Below are 22,632 nucleotides of genomic sequence, written 5' to 3'. Positions count from 1 at the left end.
TAATTGGGGAGTTCAAAATAGGTACTTATTTCTTAAGTTTAACAAATAGAATAATAGCTTTAAAATATAAATTGTAAGCCCTTAAATAATCATATTGATTGGTAACCCGAAATCATGGACAATATAATTAGTCCGATTTCGGGTTTTTTCTTTCTCCATCCTCTAGTAAATAAATTCGACATATAAAAAATAAATATTTAGTAAAAAATTTTACTAAATGAAAAGAAAGTGATATCTTAGTATTACTGATTAAAAATAAGATGTATGTAATGGTGGTGTATAGAATGGCGACTATTAAAGATGTTGCTACAGAAGCGGGTTTTTCTATATCAACTGTTTCTAGGGTTCTAAATAATGATGAAAGCTTGTCAGTTCCTGATGAAACGAGAGAAAAAATATTCGAAGTCGCAGATAAGCTTAATTACAGAAAAAAAACAGTAAGACCTAAAGTGAAAAATATTGCCTTTTTATATTGGTTATCAGATAAAGAAGAGCTTGAAGATGTCTATTTTAAAACGATGAGATTAGAGGTCGAAAAATTAGCATCAAAGTTTAATATAGAGCTAACAACATATAAAATCACTGATGGCATTACGAAAATACCAAGTGAAATAGAGGGTTTTATTGCAGTTGGTATGTTTTCGGATAAGGAACTAGAATATCTTAGAGGGATAACGAATAATGGAGTTTTTCTCGATACAACGCCAGATCCATACCATTTTGACTCTGTTAGACCTGATCTAGCACTGTTAACCGTTCAAACCGTAGATTTTTTATTAGAAAAGGGACATAAGGAGATAGGGCTTATCGGAGGAACGTACCATAATCCTAATACGGATGAAGATGAAATGGATATCCGTGAAAAAATCTTTCGAGAATATATGAGCAAAAAGGGTTTATTGCGTGAGGAGTTTATTTTTTGCCATAGGGGATTTTCTGTAGAAAACGGCTATTATTTAATGTCGAAAGCAATTGAACAGCTTGGGGAACAGCTTCCAACCGCTTTCTTTATTGCAGCTGATCCAATTGCTGTTGGTTGTTTGCAGGCACTAAATGAACATGGTATATCTATACCAAATAGAGTGAGTGTTGTCAGTATTAATAATACGAGTGTTGCAAAATATGTATCCCCACCTTTAACGACATATCATATTGATTTACGAGAAATGTGTAAAAATGCAATTGAATTATTGCTTGAGCAAATAATAGGAAAACGTAAAATTGTAAAAACATTATATCTTGGTGCTGAGTTGATTATTAGAAAAAGTACAAATTAAAACGAAGAAAACAGCTTAATTCATTAAGCTGTTTTTTGATTTTCGTAAATTTTTTTACTTAAACTAGTAAAATATTTATTTACAGTTTTCCTATTAGATGCTATATTATTTTTGTGAACGCTTTCTAAATAGGGGGAAAACGTTAAAAAATTTTGAAAGGATGAACATCCATGAAAAATGTAAAAAGACATATTAGCATTATCTGTTTTCTTGCTTTTGTTCTAGTCTTAGCTGCATGCGGACCAAAGGAAAGCAGTGAAAATGGTGCAAATGAGAAAGAAACAACCGGGACTAAAGAATTAATTGTTTGGGAAGATATAGAAAAAGCAGAAGGTATTAAAGATGCCGTTGCAAAATTTGAAAAAGAGCATGATGTAACAGTAAAAGTAGTAGAAAAGGCATATGCTCAACAAATTGAAGACTTGCGTCTTGATGGTCCTGCTGGAACTGGACCAGATGTTCTAACTATGGCTGGAGACCAAATCGGGACAGCTGTAACAGAAGGATTAATAAAAGAATTGAAAGTAGATGAAGGTGTACAAGCTATTTATACAGAATCTGCACTTCAATCACAAATGGTTGAGGGTAAAATTTACGGATTGCCGAAAGCTGTCGAAACAACATTGCTTTACTATAACAAAGATATCATCTCAGAAGATGAGCTACCAAAAACATTAGATGAATGGTATGAAAAGTCTAAAGAGTTAACAAAAGATGGTAATTATGGGTTCTTAGCATTATTCGACCAAATCTATTATGCACAAAGTGTTTTAGGTGGCTATGGTGGATATATTTTTGGAAATGATGGAAATGGAAATTATGATTCAACAGATGTTGGTTTAAATAATGAAGGTGCAATTGAAGGTGCCGAGTATATTCAAAAGTTTTATAAAGAAGGATTGTTCCCAGCTGGAATTATCGGAGAACAAGGGATTAATGTATTAGAATCATTATTTACGGAAGGTAAAGCAGCAGCAATTATATCTGGACCATGGAATTTAGAGCCGTTCAAAAAGGCTGGGGTAAACTATGGCGTAACAAAATTGCCTGAATTATCAAATGGCGAAAATATGAGCGCATTTGTTGGAGTGAAAAGCTACAATGTAAGCGCATATTCAAAAAATGCTGAATTGGCAGAGGAATTTGTTGAATTTATTACTAATGAGGAAAACTCTAAAACAAGATATGAAGTAACACAGGAAGTACCTGCAGTAAAAGCATTAGCTGAAGATCCAGTTGTGAAGGAAAGCGAAGCTGCACAAGCAGTTGCTGAGCAATCTCAATTCTCAGAATTAACACCAAATATTCCTGAAATGAATGAAGTATGGACACCTGCTGATAGTGCGTTACAAACAATCGCTACAGGTAAGGCTGAGCCAAAAGAAGCTTTAGATCAAGCCGTTGAAACAATCAAGGGACAAATCGCAGCAAAACATGGCGGAAAATAAATAGAAATAAATCGATAGTTCATTTTTTAAAAATAGGGTCAGACCCCTCCTACAAAAAATAATGACGGTTTAAAGGTTTAAAATCTTAAATCCGCAATATTTGGAGGTGTCAGACCCTATTAAGATAGAACACGATGATATATACAAAGTTAATTGTATTCTATAGAAAGAAAGTATAAATTTTTGCGCTTAGTCTAGTGTCTAGCTCCAGCGTATAGCAAGGCGCTTCCGCTTTCTAAGTTCTAAAGAGGTGAAAAAGGTGACATATCGTAAAAAAGCCTTATTATTATCGATAATTCCTGGGTTTGGACAATTTTACAACAAGCAGTGGGCAAAAGGTTTAATGTTTCTTATTTTAGGAGTATCGTTCTTTACTGCTTTTGGAGATTTATTAAATATGGGGTTTTGGGGTCTTTTTACATTGGGGACAGAGGTACCTCGTGATAATTCTGTTTTCTTATTAGCAGAAGGGATCATTGCTTTAATCGTAACGTGTTTAGGGCTATTAATCTATTATTTAAATTTAAGAGATGCATATAAAACTGGAGAAATGCGAGATGAAAATAAAGAGCTATATTCTTTAAGAGAGCAATATCAAAATTTAATTGCTCAAGGTTACCCATATTTAGTTAGTGGGCCATCTCTATTTATCTTAATCTTTGCTGTTATTTTTCCAATTTTATTTAGCTTTGCATTAGCATTTACAAACTATGATTTATATCATTCCCCACCTGCTAATTTAGCGGATTGGGTAGGATTAGATACATTTGGTCAGATTTTCACAGTAGATATTTGGCGTTCAACATTTTTTGATGTTTTAGGTTGGACCGTCATTTGGACACTTGTAGCATCATCTCTTCAAGTAGGTCTAGGTATTTTATTAGCTGTAGTTGTAAACCAGAAGGAGATTCGTTTTAAGAAATTTTATCGGACAATCCTCGTGCTACCATGGGCTGTGCCAGGATTTGTTACAATTCTGATTTTTGCAGGCTTGTTTAATGATAGCTTTGGAGCGATTAACAATGATATTTTAGCGTTTTTTGGCATTGACGCAATTCCATGGTTAACGGATGCGAACTGGTCAAAATTAGCGTTAATCCTTATGCAAGGGTGGTTAGGATTTCCATATATATTCCTTGTTACAACAGGTGTACTGCAATCGATTCCAGAGGATTTATATGAAGCTGCTACTATTGATGGCGCATCCATCTTTGCGAAATTTAAACATATTACAATGCCAATGATCTTAATTGCAATGGCACCGATTATTATTACACAGTTTACCTTTAATTTTAATAACTTTAATATTATTTATCTCTTCAATGGTGGAGGCCCAGCTGTACCTGGTAGCACTGCCGGAGGAACAGATATATTAGTTTCTTGGATTTACAAATTAACAATGCAATCAAGTCAATATTCTTTAGCAGCAGCATTAACGATTTTGTTATCAGTTTTTGTTATCGCAATCGCTCTATGGCAATTCAGACGAACAAATTCATTTAAAGAGGGGGCTTAAGAGATGCTGACAGATATGAAGAGAAAGAAATTCTTTCGACTCCTATTCTCCTATTTGCTATTAACATTCATGGTGGTGGTCATCATCTACCCCTTGCTTTGGACGGTTGGTGCAAGCTTTAACCCTGGTAATAGTTTAGTAAGTACATCAATTATTCCAGAAAATCCGACATTGGATCATTATAAAGAGCTATTTGCAGGGAAAGACAGTCTTCAATATGGTAATTGGTATTTAAATTCATTGAAAATAAGTATTTTTACAATGCTAGGAACAATTTTGAGTGTTTCCTTTACCGCATATGCCTTTTCACGGTTCCGATTTAAAGGAAGAAAAAACGCATTAACGATTTTCCTTTTACTGCAAATGATTCCGCAATTCTCAGCATTAATTGCACTATTTGTTTTAGCGCAAATTCTTGGCTTAATGAATAGTCATTGGTTGCTAATCTTGTTATACATTGGCGGACAAATTCCTATGAACACGTATTTGATGAAAGGTTATATGGATTCGATTCCAATTGATTTAGATGAAAGTGCGAAAATAGACGGAGCAAGTAACACAAGAATCTTTTGGCAAATTATAATGCCGTTATCAAAACCAATGGTTGCCGTTGTTGCCATGAATGGTTTTACAGGGCCATTAGGTGATTTTATCTTATCATCAACAATATTAAGAACACCTGAGTCATATACATTACCGATAGGACTCTACAATTTAGTTAATGACGTTATGGGAGCAAGCTATACAACATTCGCTGCTGGAGCGATCTTAATTAGTATCCCGATTGCGATTGTCTTTTTATTGTTGCAAAGGAACTTTGTATCTGGCTTAACAGCTGGTGGTACGAAAGGCTAATTTTAGATAATCATAGGACAAACAGATAAGGGAGAGAACTATGTCAAAACGAGAAAAAACATATGTAACGAATGCAAAATTCATGCTCCATGGTGGAGATTACAACCCCGACCAATGGTTAGATCGACCAGATATTTTAGCAGATGATATTAAATTAATGAAATTATCACATACAAACACATTTTCGGTAGGGATATTTGCTTGGAGTGCTCTTGAGCCCAGGGAAGGTGTCTACCAATTTGAATGGCTTGATGAAGTAATTGAGAATATCCATAAAATTGGCGGACGGGTTATTTTAGCGACGCCAAGCGGTGCCCGTCCTGCTTGGATGTCACAGAAATATCCAGAAGTGTTGCGCACAAATGGACATAGAATGAAGCAATTGCACGGAGGAAGACATAATCACTGCTTTACATCTGAAGTGTACAGAGAAAAGACACAGCAAATAAATCGTAAGCTAGCAGAAAGGTATGGTCAGCATCCTGCTCTTTTAATGTGGCATATTTCGAATGAATATAGCGGTGAGTGTCATTGTAATAAATGTCAGCAAGCATTTAGATGCTGGCTAAAGGAGAAATATAACAATGACTTAGATGCCTTGAACAAAGCTTGGTGGACACCATTTTGGAGCCATACATTCAGCGATTGGTCACAAATTGAATCACCATCTCCGATTGGAGAGAATGCCGTACATGGTCATAACTTAGATTGGCGTCGCTTTGTTACCGATCAGACAATTTCTTTCTTTGAAAATGAAATTGTTCCAATTAAGGAATTAACACCAAATGTTCCGATTACAACAAACTTCATGGCAGATACGAATGATTTAATTCCGTTCCAATCGTTAGATTATAGCAAATTTGCTAAGCATCTAGATGTAATTAGCTGGGACGCATATCCAGCTTGGCACAATGATTGGGAAACGACTGCTGATTTAGCAATGAAGGTAGGCTTTATTGATGATCTTTATCGTAGTTTGAAGCAACAACCGTTTTTATTAATGGAATCAACACCAAGTGCTGTTAACTGGCATCAAGTTAATAAGGCAAAACGCCCAGGGATGCACTTACTATCTTCCATGCAAATGGTCGCACATGGATCTGACAGTATTCTTTATTTCCAATGGCGAAAATCCCGTGGCTCTTCAGAAAAATTCCATGGTGCAGTAGTAGACCATGATAATAGTTCTGAGAATCGAGTTTTTAAAGAGGTTGCTAAGGTAGGAGAAACATTAGAAAAGCTATCTGATGTAGTTGGAACGAATCGAACATCAGATGTGGCGATACTTTATGATTGGGAAAGCAACTGGGCAATTAATGATGCACAAGGCTTTGGCTTAGATACAAAGCGATATCCACAAACGTTGCAGCAACATTATCGAACATTCTGGGAAAAGGATATACCAGTTGATGTCATTACAAAGGAACAAGATTTTTCACCTTATAAGCTATTAATCGTTCCTATGCTTTATTTAGTAAGCGAAGAGACAATCGCTCGATTAAAATCATTTGTAGCGAATGGTGGAAGGCTAGTAATGACATATATTAGCGGTCTTGTTAACGAAAATGACTTAACATATACAGGTGGATGGCATCAAGCTCTTCAAGAAATATTCGGTATTAATCCTGTAGAGACTGATACGCTTTATCCAAAGGATGAGAATTACGTCACATATAAGAATGAAAGTTATCTATTAAAGGACTATGCAACAGTGATTGAAGTAGGTGGAGCAAATGTAGAAGGCATTTATATGCAGGATTTCTATGCGAATACTCCAGCTATTACGAGTAACAAGTTTGAGAAGGGAACAGCCTATTATATTGGTGCTCGCTTAAATGATCAATTCCATCGAGATTTTTATCAACAATTAATCGATGAGTTATCATTAAAGCCTGTTTACAATGTTGAACATGGCAAAGGTGTTTCTGTTCAAGTAAGACAGGATAATGAGAAAGATTATATATTCGTTATGAATTTCACAGAAGAAAATCAACCTGTTACATTCTCTGACACTGTACGTGATTTAGTAACAGGGGATGAATTATCTGGAGAGCTAGTATTAAAAGAATATGAAGTAAGAATTGTCGAGAAAAAGAGAGATTAATTGCTTCAGGTCTCCTTCTGTACAAAAAAGCTGTACAGGAGGAGATAATTAATTATAAGTAATAGCATCATGGTAAAAGAGAATTGTCAAAATGGACAAGCCCTCTCATCCTCTTACAGTTCTATACAGTTTTATGGAAGCGCTTAAATATAAATTATAAGGCTAAAGGTGAGGAGATTATGAAACTATTGAAAAGAGCTTTTTCTCTATTGCTCATTGTTTTACTTATGCTAAGTTCTATTCAACTATCTAATAATGTCGGGCATGCAGCAGCTAGATCAAATAACTTAGTGACAAATGGTGGATTTGAAACGGACTTTTTTGCAGACAAAACATGGAGTATCGAAAAGACAGAAAATGTTGATGTTCAACATTTTCTTTATTCAAGTGATACATGGATGACTGTTGATGAGGGTACAGCTGCGCTAAAATATTGGGTGAAGGATACAGCATCAGAAAAACAGACCTTTACAATTAAGCAAACGATTCCAAGTCTACCGGCAGGAAGCTATGAGCTTTCAATAAGAACAATGGGTGGAGAAGCAGCCGAGAAAGGTACTGTTAAGCTATTTGCTGGAAATGAGGAGAGTGAAGCAATAGCAACTTCAGGCTACAATGCATGGGGAACAATTACATTGCAATTCGACCTCAAAGAAGAAACATCAAATCTACAAATCGGTGCGATTGTCAGTGGAGAACCAAAGGCATGGGGGTACTTAGATCAAATGCGTTTAATCTCCAATCAAAGTCATCTGCCTGAACCTGTGGAAGCAGATATCTTTGTTGAAAGGGTAGATGGAATGAATGATGATTTTATAAAAGGTGTTGACGTTTCTAGTATTATTTCCTTAGAAGAAAGTGGAGTGAAATTTTACAATTTTGAAGGGAAAGAACAGGATATCTTCACAACATTAAAAGAGGCTGGAGTGAATTATACGCGTATTCGTGTCTGGAATAATCCGTATAATTCGGAAGGCAACGGTTATGGTGGGGGAAATAACGATTTAAAGAAAGCAATAGAGATTGGAAAAAGAGCAACAGAAAATGGGATGAAGGTTTTAATAGATTTTCATTACTCTGACTTTTGGGCTGATCCTGCGAAACAGCAAGCTCCAAAGGCATGGAAAAATTTAAGTTTTGAAGAGAAGAAAAACGAGGTTTATACCTATACAAAGGAAAGTCTGCAAACATTGTTAAATGCAGGAATTGATATTGGAATGGTCCAGGTCGGTAATGAAACAACTGGTGGATTTATTGGTGAAACAGATTGGACAAAAATGAGCCAATTATTTAATGAAGGTAGTAGAGCAATTCGAGATTTAGATTCCGAAATATTAATAGCGTTGCATTTTACAAATCCTGAAAAGGCAGGGAGCTATCAATTTATTGCTGAAACACTAGAGAAAAATCAAGTTGATTATGATGTTTTTGCAAGCTCTTATTATCCTTTCTGGCATGGGACATTAGACAATTTAACAACTGTTTTAAAGCATGTTGCTAATACGTACGGAAAAAAGGTGATGGTTGCCGAAACATCTTATACATATACAAAGGAAGATGGGGATGGACATGAAAACACAGCCCCAAAAGGCTCGGGGCAAACGTTAAATTATCCAATTACAGTTCAAGGGCAGGCAACTGCAGTAAGAGATGTGATTGAAGCTGTCGCAAATGTTGGGGATGCGGGTCTTGGAGTCTTTTATTGGGAACCTGCATGGCTTCCGGTTGGGCCAGCAAATAAATTAGAGAATAATAAGGAGCTTTGGGAAAGATATGGCTCAGGCTGGGCAACAAGCTTTGCCGCTGAATATGACCCTGAGGATGCAGGGCATTGGTATGGCGGGAGCGCAGTGGATAACCAAGCATTATTTGATTTTAATGGAAAACCTCTTGCATCCTTAAATGTGTTCAAATATGTAAACACGGGAGCAAAGGCACCATTAACAATCGATGAAATTCAGGATATATTTATCAGTGCAATAGAAGGTGAGAACATACCATTACCAGAAACAGTAACTGTACATTACAACGATGGAAGTGAGGGGACGGTTCCTGTAACATGGGATCGCAAAGCACTTGAGGAGGCAATCTCTAATGGTAATGGGGAGTATAGCATTGAAGGAACTGTTGAAGGTGGGCAAATTGTTACAGCACATCTAGAAATTAAACCGAAAAACTTTGTGGTTAATCCAAGTTTTGAGGACGATAACCGTAGTATGTGGGAGATTTCATATGAAAATGGATTATCACCACATACTGACTTTCTACACAATGCGTCCGATGCAAAATCCGGTAATTATTCACTTCACTTCTATTCACCTGAAACAGTAGGATTCCGCGTTGAACAGAGGATAACAGGGTTAGAACCGGGTTATTACAATTTGGCAATGTTTGTTCAAGGTGGAGATGCAGAGGAATCTGAGATGTTTCTTTATGCAAATACGAATGACGAACAATACAAGGTCAAAACATCAGTAAATGGCTGGGTTAATTGGAGCAATCCAGTGATAAAAAATATACTTGTCTTAGATGGAACAATAACAATAGGAGCGAGTATTAAAGCGAATCAAGGTGCATGGGGAAGCTTAGATGATTTCTATTTATACCGAGTTGGAGATAGTATTGAAGACAACCCGGAAACTCCAATGGAAGAAAAGCCGGAGACTCCTGCTGAGATTAAGAATCCGACCATACCTATAAGCAATGACAACCACGCTCAAATACATGAGCAAAACAACGGAAACTCAGAGAATGAGGGGAAGAATCATAAGAATCATATAGATAAGGAAACAACGAAACAGCAAGAGAAGAAAGCTGAAAAAGGGGAATCATTACCTGTAACGGCCACTGCTTCTTATAATATGCTGTTACTTGGTCTTCTATTTATTGGAATAGGAATAACCTATAGATTGGTGAAAAAGAAAAATAAATTACAAGAAAACAAGTAAATTTTAGAGTAGGAGGAAGGATCTTTATGATTTCTTCCTCCCTTTTTATCTATTTTTGGAAGATAATACAAAATAGTAATTGCTTTCTTCACAATAATACTGTATGATGCATAGTATACGATATACAATAATATAAATCAGATAATAATGGAGGTGCATCAGTGGAGGAAATTCTTCATTCACTTACGACAGAATTAAGAAGAGGAACCTTAACCCTCGCTGTTTTAAGCCAATTAAAGACACCGCAGTATGGATATTCACTTGTTCAATTATTAGAGGAAAGCGGGATATCAATAGAACAAAGCACCTTATATCCATTGCTCCGAAGGTTAGAAAAACAGGAGCTTGTCACAAGCAGCTGGGATACGACAGAAACACGGCCAAGAAGATATTATGTTTTAAGTGAGCTAGGTAGTGAGGTATTAGCGCAGCTAAAGCTGGAGTGGGAAAAGATGTCTGAAGAGCTTTACAATCTTTTAAGAGGGGAAGATGGTTCATGAAGATGATTGACCTTTATATTCAAGAGGTGACAAAAAGGTTGCCTGACAAGAGCCGTGAGGATATTGCTTTAGAATTGCGATCGACAATTGAAGATATGCTTCCGGATGACTATACGGAGAAGGAAGTCAAAGCGGTCTTAATGAAATTGGGAAACCCAGCAAAGTTAGCAAATAATTATCTTGATAAGCCGAGATCTTTAATTGGTCCAGCTTATTATGGGATCTATCTAAATTTACTAAAAATGATTTTGCCTATTGCAGCATTTGTAGCCTTGACAGTCGTTATAACGGACCATATTGTTTCTTATGACGGTAAAGAGGCTGTATTGAATGTCATTTTAGATGTAATTGGATTAGGAATATGGAGGATGATAGGAACGGCTATTCAAACCTTCTTTTGGCTAACAGTCGTTTTTGCAATTATCGAAAGAGTTGACCCAGTTCATAAAAATTCGCTGATGACAGGAAAAGAGTGGACACCAGATGATTTAGAGTTGGTTCCATATATAGATAATGAGAAAAGGATTCCAAGCTTTGAAGTATTCGGTGGTCTACTCTGGACCGCCATATGGGCAATCGTCTTCTTTAGTGCTTCAAGCCTTGTTGGGATTTATGAAAAAGGTCCAGAAGGATTAGTGTTTGTTACACCAACGTTTAATCAGGACATTTTGCATGCCTATTGGCCATTAGTAGCAGTCGTGATTGGATTAGAACTAGCAAATTCAATTTGGAAATATATCACACGGCATTGGACGATAAAATTAGCGGTATTTAATTGTTGTTACCAATTTATATCATCAATTGCTTTTGTGATTATTATTACGAATCCTCGCTTGGTTCTTCCGGAATTCAAGGATTATATGACAGAGGTGTTATCATTAGGAGCTAGTTGGGAGACATGGACTTTATCGGTGGCCATTTTCACTTATATTTTATTTGCTGGGATAGAAGCGGCAAAAGGAATAAGAAAAGCAAAATCAAATAAAATGACAAACTCATCTTTAACAAAAACATTATGAATTGGTTCAATGCTTTATTTTAAATCGATTAAAATAAAGCATTGATCATCACTTTTACAATTATTTATTGCTAAATTATCAAGTGTTTGGGCTATTTTCCCTTTTAGGTAAAGGTGGTTTTGTTACATAGACATATAAAAGCCCCTAATCAAATAGGAGCTTTCTAAGATTACAATGCTTCTTTAATGACACGTTTATAATAAAGTACAGATAATATGCCAAATATCGAATATAGCATCGTGTACACGACCATGACGATTATCATTGGTGCCCATACTTCTGTACCGAATAAAAACCAACCAGATTGCACGGCGAAATAGCTATGGAACAAACCGATAACTAAAGGGATACCAAAATTATAGATTTGCTTTAATTGAATACCTTTAATTAAATCCCCTTGAGTAAAGCCTAGCTTTCTTAAAATCGTATAGTTACCCTTTTCTTCTTCACTTTCATCCATCTGTTTAAAATATAAGATACATCCAGATGTAATAAGGAAGGCTAATCCTAAAAAGGCAACGATGAACATGATGAGACCCATGTTGCTTTTTTGGTTTTTACTCATTTCAAGCTGAGATGAAGCAGTAGCTGTATACGTTGGTTCATTAAATAGCTCGTCAGCCTTTTCTAACTCTTTTTCATCCTTAATATTAATGCCGATATAAAGAGATGTATCTAGTTGGATCTCAGGATTTATATCTGTCTTCAAACGCTCAAATATTTTTTCGTCAACAATGGCAAGGGGAAGACCTCCATTTGCAAACGTGTATGGAACAATATATTCTTTCTCTAGCCCTAGGAAGGTTAGGGGGATTTCCTCTTTAAGACCAATGAAAGTAACGTCTCCTGCCTTTTTAAACGACATAAACCTCTGTAATAAGTCACTATAACCAGTGAAAATTGTTTCATCCTCAGATATATTAATATGATCAACTGACTTATCACTAATAACAGGTATCACCATTTTATTTTCATCAAAGTTCACTTCACCCATATTAATATTTGAAATATCCTTTATATTAGCTTCAACTTGAATAACATCAATTACCTTTTCAGAGAAGGCAATGTTATTTTTCTGTAATAGATTTTTAAAGCTATTTGCATCCTCATGACTGGATAAGGCGAAATGAGATGGTACATTGTCCTTCGCTGATTTTTCTGCTGAATAATAGGAAATGTAGCTTAGTGATAATAGGCCAATTGCTAATGCCGAAACCGTTGTAATAATCGTTAACAGTAATGCATTGGATTTCATTCGAAACATAATAGAGGATAGAGATAAAACCTCATTAATATTTAAATAACCATCTTTGCTTTTTCTTATGATATTAGCGAGAAAGCTAACAGACCCTTTATAAAACAGGTAAGTCCCAATAATAACTGATCCTAGAATAAAAATCATAAGGAGAAATAGTTTATTACTGGATGTATAATCTCCATCAAAAAGTCTTGAAGACACATAGTACCCTAACAAAATTAAAATTAAACCAATTAAGCCAAGCGTCATTTCCAAAAAGGATATCTTTTTCACTTTATCTTCAGTTGCTGATGTTACTTTAAATAAGGACAAGATAGTTTGCCTTTTTATAAATCCGTAATTCATCATCATAATAAAAAAGTAGATAAAGAGAAAAACGATTAACGTTTGGATGAAGGCCGGGCTAGAAAAGTGTAAGCTTGCAAGCTCTTTAACTTCAATGATTTTAAATAAAATCATGAGAATAAGCTTTGATACAGAAAATCCGACGATAATCCCAATTAGTAATGAACTAAAATATAAAATAAAATTTTCCACCGTTAAAATGCGGAAGATTTTATTTTTTGTCATTCCAATTAATTGGAATAAACCAATTTCCTTACTTCGTCTTTTAATGAAAATCGTATTAGCGTATAAGAGGAAAACCGAAACAATGACAACAAGTAATACTGATGCAGCACGAATCGAGGCAGCACCTTTAATTGAACCCTCAACTTCATCCATTGATGGGTCATATTGTAATGTAACAAAAGAAAAATACAAGGCAACACTAAAAATTAATGCAAAAACATATAAGAAATAGTTTTTTAGATTTTTTTTCAGATTTCGGATGATAAGCTGATTGATGTTCATGCTTTAACCCCACCTAAGACACCTTGTGTTTTCATAATATCCTGGAAGAAAATCTGTCTTTCTTGGTTACCTTTATTTAATTGCGTGTAAATTTGCCCATCTTTAATGAAAATGACTCGGCTGCAATAGCTCGCGGCAACAGGGTCATGTGTTACCATAATAATCGTTGCTTTTCGTTTATGATTTAAGTCACTTAGCTTGTTTAAAAGGTCGGAAGCAGATTTTGAATCAAGGGCACCTGTTGGTTCATCAGCGAAGATAATGCTTGGCTCATGGATGAATGCTCTAGCTGCGGAAGTCCGTTGTTTTTGTCCTCCTGATATTTCACTCGGATATTTATCCTTTAAATCATAGATGCCTAGCTCATTTGCTAGCCCTTGAAATTTTTCTTCCGCTATTTTTTTGGGGATTTTTGTAATTGATAAAGGTAATAAAATATTTTCCTTTACAGTGAGAGTATCTAACAGATTATAATCCTGGAAGATAAAGCCAAGGTGCTGTTTACGGAATTCTGCTAGCTGCTTCTCCTTCATCCTTGTCATTTCTTTCCCCTCTATCACAATAGAACCTTGGCTTAGATGGTCGATTGATGAAAGAACATTAAGAAGAGTAGTCTTTCCGGAGCCAGACGCACCCATAATACTAACAAATTCTCCATGTTCAATCGTTAAATCAATCCCTTTGAGTACTTCGTGTTTATTAAGTTTATTTCCATAGCTTTTATGAATTTTGTGAGCTTCTAATATATTCATTTTTAGTTTCCAACTCCTTTTATAATAGGTTTTGCTAAATATGTCCGCACACTTTTGCTAGTAGGAGTTCGCTTTCCGTATGCCACATTCACCTGAATTTATCCTAATTATAAATGGGATAATCGAGTATTTCCTTTTATTATCCTAACAAATGAAAAAAGCATGTGACATTTTTGTCACATGCTCATCATATTGTCGAACTCATTTTTCTTTGGAAATGTTAAGGTTACCTTTGTTCCCTTATTGAGTTGGGATTGTACATTAATATCTATTAGCAAAGGCTTTGCGACTTTTTTTGTTAAATAAAGTCCCATTCCTGTTGAAGAATGATCAAGATGATTAGTTGTTGAAGTAAATCCTTTATCAAAAATTCGCGGTAGATCTTGTTGGTTTATTCCTCTTCCGTAATCAACTATTTCTAAAATAGTCCTGTCATTTTTGCTATAGCTACGAATTAAAATATCAGACGAATCACTATATTTAATTGCGTTTGTTAATAACTGTCTTACGATAAAGGCTAGCCATTTACCGTCACTGAGCACTTCCTTTATTTCAAGCTTGATATCAAAGCCGATACCTTTTTGAATGCACCAGGATTGCAATGCTTTTATCTCTTTAAATACTAACTGCTTTAAATCAACCATTTCTACGTACAAATCGTTTTCTATAAAGGCCGAGCGCTTTTGATGAAGCTGCTGATCAAGCAGAAGATGGATTCGAAGCCATTCATATAAAAGCTGTGATTTAAGGGTTCCGGGCTCTAAGCGTTCAATCATTAGATGCATTGCGGTTAAAGGTGTTTTAACTTCATGAATCCAAGATAATAGCTCATCCTTTTCCTGGTCTAGTGCTAGCTGATTTTGTGAGGCAGTCTCTTTTAGCTGCTCTGTCTGATTTGTTAAATGGGTAACGACCAATTTTGTAAATGGTGTATTTGCTGTATCAATGCTAGCTAAATCAAGACTATTATCCCAATCCTGTAAGCTTTTATAAAACTTTATCTCTTTAAAGTAACGGACCGTAAGAAAAATGGCAAAAACTATGAACGATAAAAAGACAATATAGAGCAATGAAGAAAACGGTATAGTTGGGTCGAGATAACTTATTAAGAGAATAAGAATTTGCTGGAGGATAAAAAGGAGAATCCAGCTTTTTCTTTCGAGGATAAATTCCTTTATCATAAGAAATTCTCTTCCTTTGCTATATATCCTTGGCCAACCTTCGTTTCAATATATTTACCTAATCCAAGCTCATCTAATTTTTTTCGTAATCGATTTACATTTACAGTCAACGTATTGTCGCTAACAAATCGTTCATCATCCCATAGCGCTTGAATTAGTTCTTCACGACTAATAATTGTATTTTTCTTTTCAATTAATTGCTTCAAAATAAAGAGTTCATTTTTTGTAAGCTCTACTGTTCTAAGATCATTAGAGACACTATTACGTTCAAAATCGACAGTCGCTCCGCACCAACTTTTAATTGCGATAGGCTCGTTATTATAATCATGAACACGTCGAAGAATGGCTTGTATTTTGGCGATAAGCACATCAAAATGAAATGGCTTTTGAATAAAATCATCTGCTCCAAGCTGCATGGACATGACCATTTCTGTAGGATGATCCCGTGAAGATAGGAAGATGATTGGAACATTAGAGTGAGCACGAATCATCCGGCACCAATGAAATCCATCATACTTTGGTAATTGAATATCAATAATGACTAAGTCAGGTTTAATTTTCGTGAAATCCTCCATCACTTTATTAAAGTTTGAAATTCCATATACTTCATAGGACCAGCTCATTAATCTCTCTTTTACTTCCTCAAAAAGAGTTTTATCATCTTCTATTAATAATAATTTAAACATCATCTCACCACACATCTTTACTTAATCGATATATAAATTGTATAGCAAATCATGGTAATCTGCTATACAAGATAACGTATTAGGATATATTGCAACTATTTTATCGGTGATTAGTATTCCAAATTGGCGAGAATGATTTTATTGTTTGATTTAAAAGTCAATGAGTAAAGGAGGCGACTAACCTCCTTTTTTTACTACTTTTTAACAAACTGATAATAAAAAGATTCAGGAGGAATTAGCTTAGCTAATGTATTAGAGCAGTTTTGAAATTCTGCTAATACTTTTGCGCCAATCCAGTTTCCTGGTAAATAATCGGGTGGAAGCATTGGATCCACTATTAATAGCTCATGGATAACCTCAATTAGTTCTAAATAGTGGATAAATACATAAAGCGGATGTAATTGGTCGCTTTTGTTGTATGAACTTACTTTATGCTTAAAGTCATGTAAAAACCAATTGTACTTTTCTTCGTATAACGCATGGATCTTATCCAATTCCCATATTGTATCAGCCTTAAAGATGCCAGAAGATCCTTCAACACTAACTCCGTTTAAAATAAATTCATTGCTAGATAGAAGTGTGACATAATTCTCAATCTCGAGCGTGTCAATTAAGGAAAGAAGCCGTTCTGTTATATTCCAAGGGTATATATAAACACTTTTATATAAAGAGCCAAAGCCAAGCTGCAAAATACTTCTTCTAAATAAATCTCTCTTTTTTCTCTCTGTTTCGGGTATTTCAATTATTGCAATATACCACTTTTTATCCCAGCTTTCTGTATAATAGTTCCGCTTAGAATAGAAAGATTGGATAGTCTCAATTCCTAATGAAGTAATTTGATAGAAAGCTCGTTGTGGGGAGGTTATAAATTGGTCCTTCTTTAACTTCGTAAGTACATTTCGAATCGTTTGTTGTGTATAGTTCATTTGTTCAAAGATAGTGATAAGTGTCTTTCCTTCAATTTTTTCTACCTTCGAAATTAAATATAAAAGTTGTTTCTCAATATTCACCTTGTACACCTCCACATTAAATAATAAAGAATAAACAAGTGTTTTCAAAATGTTATTTTTTAAATGATCGTTAAATTGAAGTTGACAGAAAATGGAGAACTAATATAATATTAAAAATAACGAACGTACAAATTTAAATTATATTAAGTGGGGAGAGTTATATTTATGAAGTATCTTGATGAAAATATAGCAAAAATAGATTATTTAAATGCATATGAGAGAGGTTTAACATTATGGCCTCTGCCATACTCCTTAAACTATGTAAAGACCTCGTTTGGAAGTACACATATCATCGACAGTGGAGATAAAGCGAAACAACCATTACTTTTGCTCCATGGAGGAAGTATGAGCTCTACAATGTGGTATCCAAATGTACTCGATTGGAGTAAACATTATCGGGTTATTTGTATTGATATTCTTGGTGACAAAAATAAAAGCATTCCTAAAAAGCCATTTATCAATCGAGAATCGTATTCTGTTTGGTTAAAGGAGGTAATGGATAGCTTGCAAATTGAAAAGGCAAGTTTAGTTGGGTTATCTTATGGAGCTCTTCATGCATTAAATTTCGCTCTGCATTTTCCAAATAGATTAAATCGAGTTGTTCTTATGAGTCCTGCTGAGTCATTTCTATCCTTTAAGCCTGAGTTTTACTCATATGCATTTGGAATGGTACAAAATGAAGAGGGAGTTGACCAATTTTTGGATTGGATATTTGCTAATCGTTATCGGCTTGATGAAAAAATGAAGAGTCAACTAGTAGCTGGAATGATGTGGGTAGAAAAGGAAAGGGATACAAAACCGAAAGATAACGGGTTTCCTTATGTTTTTACTGATAAAGAACTTACTTCTGTTCAAGTTCCAATCCTTTTATTAATTGGTGAACATGAGGTAATGTATAACCCTATTGAAGCGTTGGAAAGAGCAAAAAGGTTTGTACCACAATTAACTGCCGAACTTATCGCAGGTGTTGGGCATCTAATGTCGATGGAAAAGCCGGAGCTCATCAATAAAAGGGTTTTAAGCTTTTTAACTTCTGAATGATTCTATTTATGATAAAAAATATAAAAATCCTCTTTACATACCTTAGGGGGGTATAGTATTATTAAGTCAACGAAATAAAAATAATTTAAATTGACATAATAGGAGAGGATAAATGATGGAAAAAGTAACATTACATGTAAGCGGGATGTCATGTGGACATTGTGTGAAAGCAATTGAAGGGTCTGTAGGCAAATTACAAGGTGTTGAAAAGGTAGCAGTCGATTTAACTAATGGTAAAGTCGATGTTGAGTACAATTCTTCTGACCTGTTACTCGAGACAATTAGGGAGACAATTGAAGACCAAGGATATGAGGTTGTCTAATATAGATAGTTGTTTTATTGTTTAAGTGAACGTGCATAACTTGTGCACGTATTCTTTTTATAAAAAAACAAACCCTATAGGGGTATAAGAAGGTGAAGTCATGTCACAATCATCAACAAAGGAAACGACTCTTCCTATTCAAGGAATGACCTGTGCAGCATGTGCAGTTCGTATTGAGAAAGGGATTAAGAAAATAGATGGTGTAGAGGATGCAACGGTTAATTTTGCACTAGAGCGTGCTTCGATTACGTATGACCAAAAGGTAGCAAATGTTCAAGACTTTAAGAAAAAGATAAATGATTTAGGGTATGAAGTAATTGAGGAAAAGGCTGAGTTTAATATCCTCGGTATGACTTGTGCAGCATGTGCAACTAGAATTGAAAAAGGCTTAAACAAGCAGGAGGGTGTCACAGATGCAACGGTAAACTTAGCTTTAGAAAGTGCAACAGTGGAATATAATCCTTCTCAAATTAGTAAAAACGATATGATCAAGCTTGTTGAAAAGCTAGGCTATCAGGCAATTTTAAAAGAAGTGGAAAAAGATGAAATTGCAGATCATAAAGCAAAGGAATTAGAAACTCAAAAGGGCAAATTCCTCTTTTCACTGATTTTATCTATTCCGTTATTATGGGCAATGGTGAGTCACTTTGAGTTCACATCATTTATTTATTTACCGGAAATGTTTATGAATCCTTGGGTACAGTTAGCTTTGGCTACACCTGTCCAATTTATTGTCGGAAAACAATTTTATATAGGTGCTTATAAAGCACTTAAAAATAAAAGTGCAAATATGGATGTTCTTGTTGCTTTAGGTACATCTGCAGCCTATTTTTATAGTTTGTATTTAACGATTCTTTCATTAGGATCAAACGATCATATGGTAGAGCTGTATTATGAAACAAGTGCTGTTCTCATTACTTTAATTATTTTAGGAAAGTTATTTGAAGTAAGAGCAAAAGGTCGTTCTTCTGAGGCGATCAAAAAGCTAATGGGTTTACAGGCAAAAACAGCAGTAGTCGTTCGTGATGGAAAGGAAGCAGAAATTTCATTAGATGATGTTATCGTTGGAGATATTGTGCTTGTGAAGCCAGGTGAAAAAATACCTGTCGACGGTATCATTATTGAAGGGCAATCAGCTTTAGATGAATCAATGTTAACAGGAGAAAGCGTGCCGATTGATAAAACAGTAGGGGACACGGTTATTGGTGCAACAATTAATAAAAATGGCTTTCTCACTATACAAGCAACAAAAGTAGGACGTGATACGGCATTATCACAAATCATTAAGGTTGTCGAAGAGGCGCAAGGTTCGAAGGCGCCAATTCAACGATTAGCAGATCAAATTTCGGGTATATTTGTTCCAATCGTAGTTGGGATAGCATTTATTACATTTTTCATTTGGATTATTTGGATTACTCCGGGGCAATTTGCGGAAGCATTAGAAAAGCTAATTGCAGTTTTAGTTATTGCATGTCCTTGCGCATTAGGGTTAGCTACTCCAACTTCAATTATGGCAGGCTCAGGAAGGTCAGCTGAATTTGGGATTCTTTTTAAAGGTGGAGAACATCTTGAAATGACGCACCGTATTACAACGATCCTTTTAGATAAAACTGGAACGGTTACAAATGGAACCCCTACTTTAACAGATGTCATAGTAGAGAATGGCATTGATGAAAACCAGTTTTTAATGCTCGTTGGATCGGCAGAAAAGCAATCAGAACATCCATTAGCTCAGGCAATTGTAGCCGGAATAGAAACAAAAGTCAGCAGCTTCATAAAGCCTGAGGAGTTTGAAGCAATTCCTGGTTACGGAATTCGTGCAAAAATTGATAACAAAGTCGTAGTTGTAGGGACTCGTAAGTTAATGGAGAAGTATGAAATAAATGTTACTAATACACTTCAAACAATGGAGAAATTGGAGAACGCGGGAAAAACTGCGATGCTAGTTGCAATTAATCAGCAATATGCAGGGTTAATCGCAGTAGCAGATACTATAAAGGATTCATCTAAAAAGGCTGTAAATCGTCTAAAGGAAATGGGTCTTGAAGTAATGATGATTACTGGGGATAACAGCCGGACAGCAAAGGCAATTGCAGCTGAGGCAGGAATTGATCAAGTAGTGGCTGAAGTGTTGCCGGAGGAGAAAGCAGAAGAAGTCAAAAAGCTTCAAGCAAAAGGGAAAATTGTTGCTATGGTTGGTGATGGTATTAATGATGCTCCTGCTCTTGCCTTAGCAGACATCGGCATGGCAATTGGAACTGGAACAGATATAGCGATGGAAGCAGCGGATATTACACTTATTCGCGGTGATTTAACAAGTATTGCTGATGCTATTTACATGAGCAAAAAAACCATCCGTAATATTAAACAAAATCTATTCTGGGCATTTGCTTATAATGCAATCGGAATTCCAATTGCTGCACTTGGCTTCCTCGCACCATGGTTAGCTGGAGCAGCTATGGCATTTAGTTCAGTTTCAGTCGTTTTAAATGCATTAAGATTACAGAGAGTTAAGCTATAATGGCAAGGAGATGAATGGAATGAAGAAATGGATTGCATCAGCTTTGCTCTATTTGGCTATCGTCATAGCGGGTTATTTTATATATGATTCATTGTTTGTTGATGATCAGAGTGTTTCTGTGCACAATGAGGAAAAGCACTCTGCTACAACAACTAGTAAGCAAACACATAACATTTCAGAGGAAGCTCATGGACAGCATAATGCTGAAAAAGCTGAGAATGAAATCAATGTAGGATTAGCTGAAAACGATCAAAAATTAATAATTACAATGAAAGATAAGTCTGGCAACCCTGTTACAGATCTTGAAGTAAATCATGAGAAGCTTGTTCATCTTATCGTTGTTGATGAACACTTAGAACGTTATGAACATTTACACCCTAAAGAAATAGCACCAGGGACATTTGAAGTATCACATCAATTAAGTGATGGGACATATCGAGCATTTGTTGATATTAAGTCAGCAAGCTTAAAATACAATGTTACCCCAATATCTTTTACTATCGGTAATGAATCAAAGCAGGAGCATGAACATGCTTCATTACAAGCGGATAAGCAATTAGTTCAAACTGTTGATGGACAGAAGGTAACTCTTACTACAACAGATTTAGTGATAAATCAGCCTGTTACACTGTCATTTAATGTACATGAAGCAACACTTGAGCCGTACTTAGGGGCGATGGGACATGTTGTTATTTTAGATGAAAAAGCAGAGCAATATTTACACGTACATCCTTTGAAAGAGGATGAAACAGTTTTTGAAACAGAATTTTCACAACCAGGTATTTATAAAATTTGGGCTGAATTTCAGCAGAACGGTAAGGTTACAGTTTACCCGTTCGTGATTGAAGTTAAATAGTATTTAAACAGTCTAGTGATCAGGGAAGAAAACCATGTGCGGTTTTCTTCCCTTTTTTATATGTGAATGACTTATCTATAATTGCAAATACTACTGGCATATTCTTATACTCAATTTTATTCATTTACAGAAAGGAAGTGGTAATAATAATATCTTTTAAGTTGTCTGATGACTGACGTGTTAATGAAGCTTTTGAGAGATTGAAAATGGCAATAGTTTAAATAAGAGGTGAACTTATGAATTTATTGTGGGGGATTTTTGGGATTTTGGTTGTACTAGCTCTCGCACTACTTCTATCAAATAATAAAAAGGCGATTCGTATCCGAACGATTTTAGGTGGTCTTGTAATTCAACTTGTCTTTGCATTCTAGGAATAGGATCTGTATCTAATACACATCTCCGAGCCCACGAGACGGACTCCTATCTCGTATGACATCTTCTGCTTGAAAAAAAAAAAGATAATAAAATTTACTTTGTAAACTACAT

At 35.3% G+C, this 22,632-nt stretch carries 17 protein-coding genes and 1 pseudogene; 13 read left to right on the top strand and 5 right to left on the bottom strand.

Going from position 1 to position 22,632, the window contains the following annotated elements:
• The first annotated feature begins 284 nt into the window (after positions 1-284).
• The 8 genes from HU235_RS08515 to HU235_RS08480 all read left to right on the top strand — a co-directional run bounded on the left by HU235_RS08515 (position 285) and on the right by HU235_RS08480 (position 11,667).
• Positions 285-1,277, top strand: a complete 993-nt coding sequence (locus tag HU235_RS08515) for a LacI family DNA-binding transcriptional regulator (RefSeq protein WP_145582555.1) — start codon at positions 285-287, stop codon at positions 1,275-1,277.
• 170 nt (positions 1,278-1,447) lie between these two features.
• Positions 1,448-2,725, top strand: coding sequence for a sugar ABC transporter substrate-binding protein (locus HU235_RS08510; protein ID WP_174879917.1), 1,278 nt, complete (start codon positions 1,448-1,450; stop codon positions 2,723-2,725).
• Positions 2,726-2,984: 259 nt separating this feature from the next.
• A complete protein-coding gene (locus HU235_RS08505; protein WP_174879916.1) occupies positions 2,985-4,241 on the top strand; it encodes a sugar ABC transporter permease in 1,257 nt (418 codons plus the stop codon).
• A 3-nt stretch (positions 4,242-4,244) separates the two neighbouring features.
• Positions 4,245-5,096, top strand: coding sequence for a sugar ABC transporter permease (locus HU235_RS08500; RefSeq protein ID WP_095303228.1), 852 nt, complete (start codon positions 4,245-4,247; stop codon positions 5,094-5,096).
• Between the two features lie 40 nt (positions 5,097-5,136).
• Complete coding sequence (locus tag HU235_RS08495) at positions 5,137-7,200, top strand: beta-galactosidase (RefSeq protein ID WP_233452167.1); 2,064 nt, start codon at positions 5,137-5,139, stop codon at positions 7,198-7,200.
• A 179-nt stretch (positions 7,201-7,379) separates the two neighbouring features.
• On the top strand, positions 7,380-10,148 hold the full coding sequence (locus tag HU235_RS08490) for a glycosyl hydrolase 53 family protein (RefSeq protein ID WP_174879915.1): 2,769 nt from the start codon (positions 7,380-7,382) through the stop codon (positions 10,146-10,148).
• Positions 10,149-10,309: 161 nt separating this feature from the next.
• Complete coding sequence (locus HU235_RS08485) at positions 10,310-10,648, top strand: PadR family transcriptional regulator (RefSeq protein ID WP_095303230.1); 339 nt, start codon at positions 10,310-10,312, stop codon at positions 10,646-10,648.
• Positions 10,645-11,667 carry an HAAS signaling domain-containing protein gene (locus HU235_RS08480; RefSeq protein ID WP_174879914.1) on the top strand — a complete coding sequence of 341 codons (1,023 nt, stop codon included), beginning with the start codon at positions 10,645-10,647 and terminating at the stop codon, positions 11,665-11,667. Before HU235_RS08485 ends, HU235_RS08480 begins: the two co-directional genes overlap by 4 nt.
• Positions 11,668-11,836: 169 nt before the next feature.
• Here HU235_RS08480 and HU235_RS08475 read toward each other — a convergent pair whose 3' ends face one another.
• The 5 genes and pseudogenes from HU235_RS08475 to HU235_RS08455 all read right to left on the bottom strand — a co-directional run bounded on the left by HU235_RS08475 (position 11,837) and on the right by HU235_RS08455 (position 17,406).
• The gene (locus tag HU235_RS08475; protein WP_095303233.1) at positions 11,837-13,777 is read right to left on the bottom strand and encodes an FtsX-like permease family protein; all 1,941 of its coding nucleotides are present in this window, start codon (positions 13,775-13,777) and stop codon (positions 11,837-11,839) included.
• A pseudogene (locus HU235_RS08470) lies at positions 13,770-14,529 on the bottom strand (ABC transporter ATP-binding protein); the annotation flags it as partial. The gene HU235_RS08475 and the pseudogene HU235_RS08470, both read right to left, overlap by 8 nt.
• 176 nt (positions 14,530-14,705) lie before the next feature.
• Positions 14,706-15,710, bottom strand: coding sequence for a sensor histidine kinase (locus HU235_RS08465; RefSeq protein WP_174879913.1), 1,005 nt, complete (start codon positions 15,708-15,710; stop codon positions 14,706-14,708).
• Entirely contained in the window at positions 15,707-16,396 is a 690-nt protein-coding gene (locus HU235_RS08460) for a response regulator transcription factor (protein ID WP_174879912.1), read from the bottom strand. Before HU235_RS08460 ends, HU235_RS08465 begins: the two co-directional genes overlap by 4 nt.
• 194 nt (positions 16,397-16,590) lie before the next feature.
• Positions 16,591-17,406, bottom strand: coding sequence for a PaaX family transcriptional regulator C-terminal domain-containing protein (locus tag HU235_RS08455; RefSeq protein ID WP_174879911.1), 816 nt, complete (start codon positions 17,404-17,406; stop codon positions 16,591-16,593).
• 165 nt (positions 17,407-17,571) lie between these two features.
• On the opposite strand from HU235_RS08455, the gene HU235_RS08450 reads away from it, so the two are divergent.
• From HU235_RS08450 to HU235_RS08430, 5 genes are all read left to right on the top strand, one after another.
• Positions 17,572-18,447, top strand: a complete 876-nt coding sequence (locus HU235_RS08450) for an alpha/beta fold hydrolase (RefSeq protein WP_174879910.1) — start codon at positions 17,572-17,574, stop codon at positions 18,445-18,447.
• Between the two features lie 115 nt (positions 18,448-18,562).
• On the top strand, positions 18,563-18,769 hold the full coding sequence (gene copZ, locus HU235_RS08445; protein ID WP_095300422.1) for a copper chaperone CopZ: 207 nt from the start codon (positions 18,563-18,565) through the stop codon (positions 18,767-18,769).
• Between the two features lie 100 nt (positions 18,770-18,869).
• Positions 18,870-21,290, top strand: a complete 2,421-nt coding sequence (locus HU235_RS08440) for a heavy metal translocating P-type ATPase (RefSeq protein ID WP_095300410.1) — start codon at positions 18,870-18,872, stop codon at positions 21,288-21,290.
• A gap of 19 nt (positions 21,291-21,309) precedes the next feature.
• Positions 21,310-22,146, top strand: coding sequence for a hypothetical protein (locus tag HU235_RS08435; protein ID WP_095300408.1), 837 nt, complete (start codon positions 21,310-21,312; stop codon positions 22,144-22,146).
• Positions 22,147-22,382: 236 nt separating this feature from the next.
• Positions 22,383-22,517 carry a Na+ dependent nucleoside transporter N-terminal domain-containing protein gene (locus HU235_RS08430; protein ID WP_174879909.1) on the top strand — a complete coding sequence of 45 codons (135 nt, stop codon included), beginning with the start codon at positions 22,383-22,385 and terminating at the stop codon, positions 22,515-22,517.
• Positions 22,518-22,632 lie beyond the last annotated feature (115 nt).

This window comes from Metabacillus niabensis, assembly GCF_902829255.1.
Lineage (GTDB): Bacteria > Bacillota > Bacilli > Bacillales > Bacillaceae > Metabacillus > Metabacillus niabensis.
This window is presented reverse-complemented; position numbering and strand designations above follow the sequence as displayed.

Coding starts and splice junctions, on each gene's coding strand:
- HU235_RS08510 (WP_174879917.1), top strand. CDS start 1,448: ATGAAAAATGTAAAAAGACATATTAGCATTATCTGTTTTCTTGCTTTT.
- HU235_RS08435 (WP_095300408.1), top strand. CDS start 21,310: ATGAAGAAATGGATTGCATCAGCTTTGCTCTATTTGGCTATCGTCATA.
- HU235_RS08515 (WP_145582555.1), top strand. CDS start 285: ATGGCGACTATTAAAGATGTTGCTACAGAAGCGGGTTTTTCTATATCA.
- copZ (WP_095300422.1), top strand. CDS start 18,563: ATGGAAAAAGTAACATTACATGTAAGCGGGATGTCATGTGGACATTGT.
- HU235_RS08475 (WP_095303233.1), bottom strand. CDS start 13,777: ATGAACATCAATCAGCTTATCATCCGAAATCTGAAAAAAAATCTAAAA.
- HU235_RS08440 (WP_095300410.1), top strand. CDS start 18,870: ATGTCACAATCATCAACAAAGGAAACGACTCTTCCTATTCAAGGAATG.
- HU235_RS08490 (WP_174879915.1), top strand. CDS start 7,380: ATGAAACTATTGAAAAGAGCTTTTTCTCTATTGCTCATTGTTTTACTT.
- HU235_RS08450 (WP_174879910.1), top strand. CDS start 17,572: ATGAAGTATCTTGATGAAAATATAGCAAAAATAGATTATTTAAATGCA.
- HU235_RS08495 (WP_233452167.1), top strand. CDS start 5,137: ATGTCAAAACGAGAAAAAACATATGTAACGAATGCAAAATTCATGCTC.
- HU235_RS08465 (WP_174879913.1), bottom strand. CDS start 15,710: ATGATAAAGGAATTTATCCTCGAAAGAAAAAGCTGGATTCTCCTTTTT.
- HU235_RS08500 (WP_095303228.1), top strand. CDS start 4,245: ATGCTGACAGATATGAAGAGAAAGAAATTCTTTCGACTCCTATTCTCC.
- HU235_RS08460 (WP_174879912.1), bottom strand. CDS start 16,396: ATGTTTAAATTATTATTAATAGAAGATGATAAAACTCTTTTTGAGGAA.
- HU235_RS08480 (WP_174879914.1), top strand. CDS start 10,645: ATGAAGATGATTGACCTTTATATTCAAGAGGTGACAAAAAGGTTGCCT.
- HU235_RS08430 (WP_174879909.1), top strand. CDS start 22,383: ATGAATTTATTGTGGGGGATTTTTGGGATTTTGGTTGTACTAGCTCTC.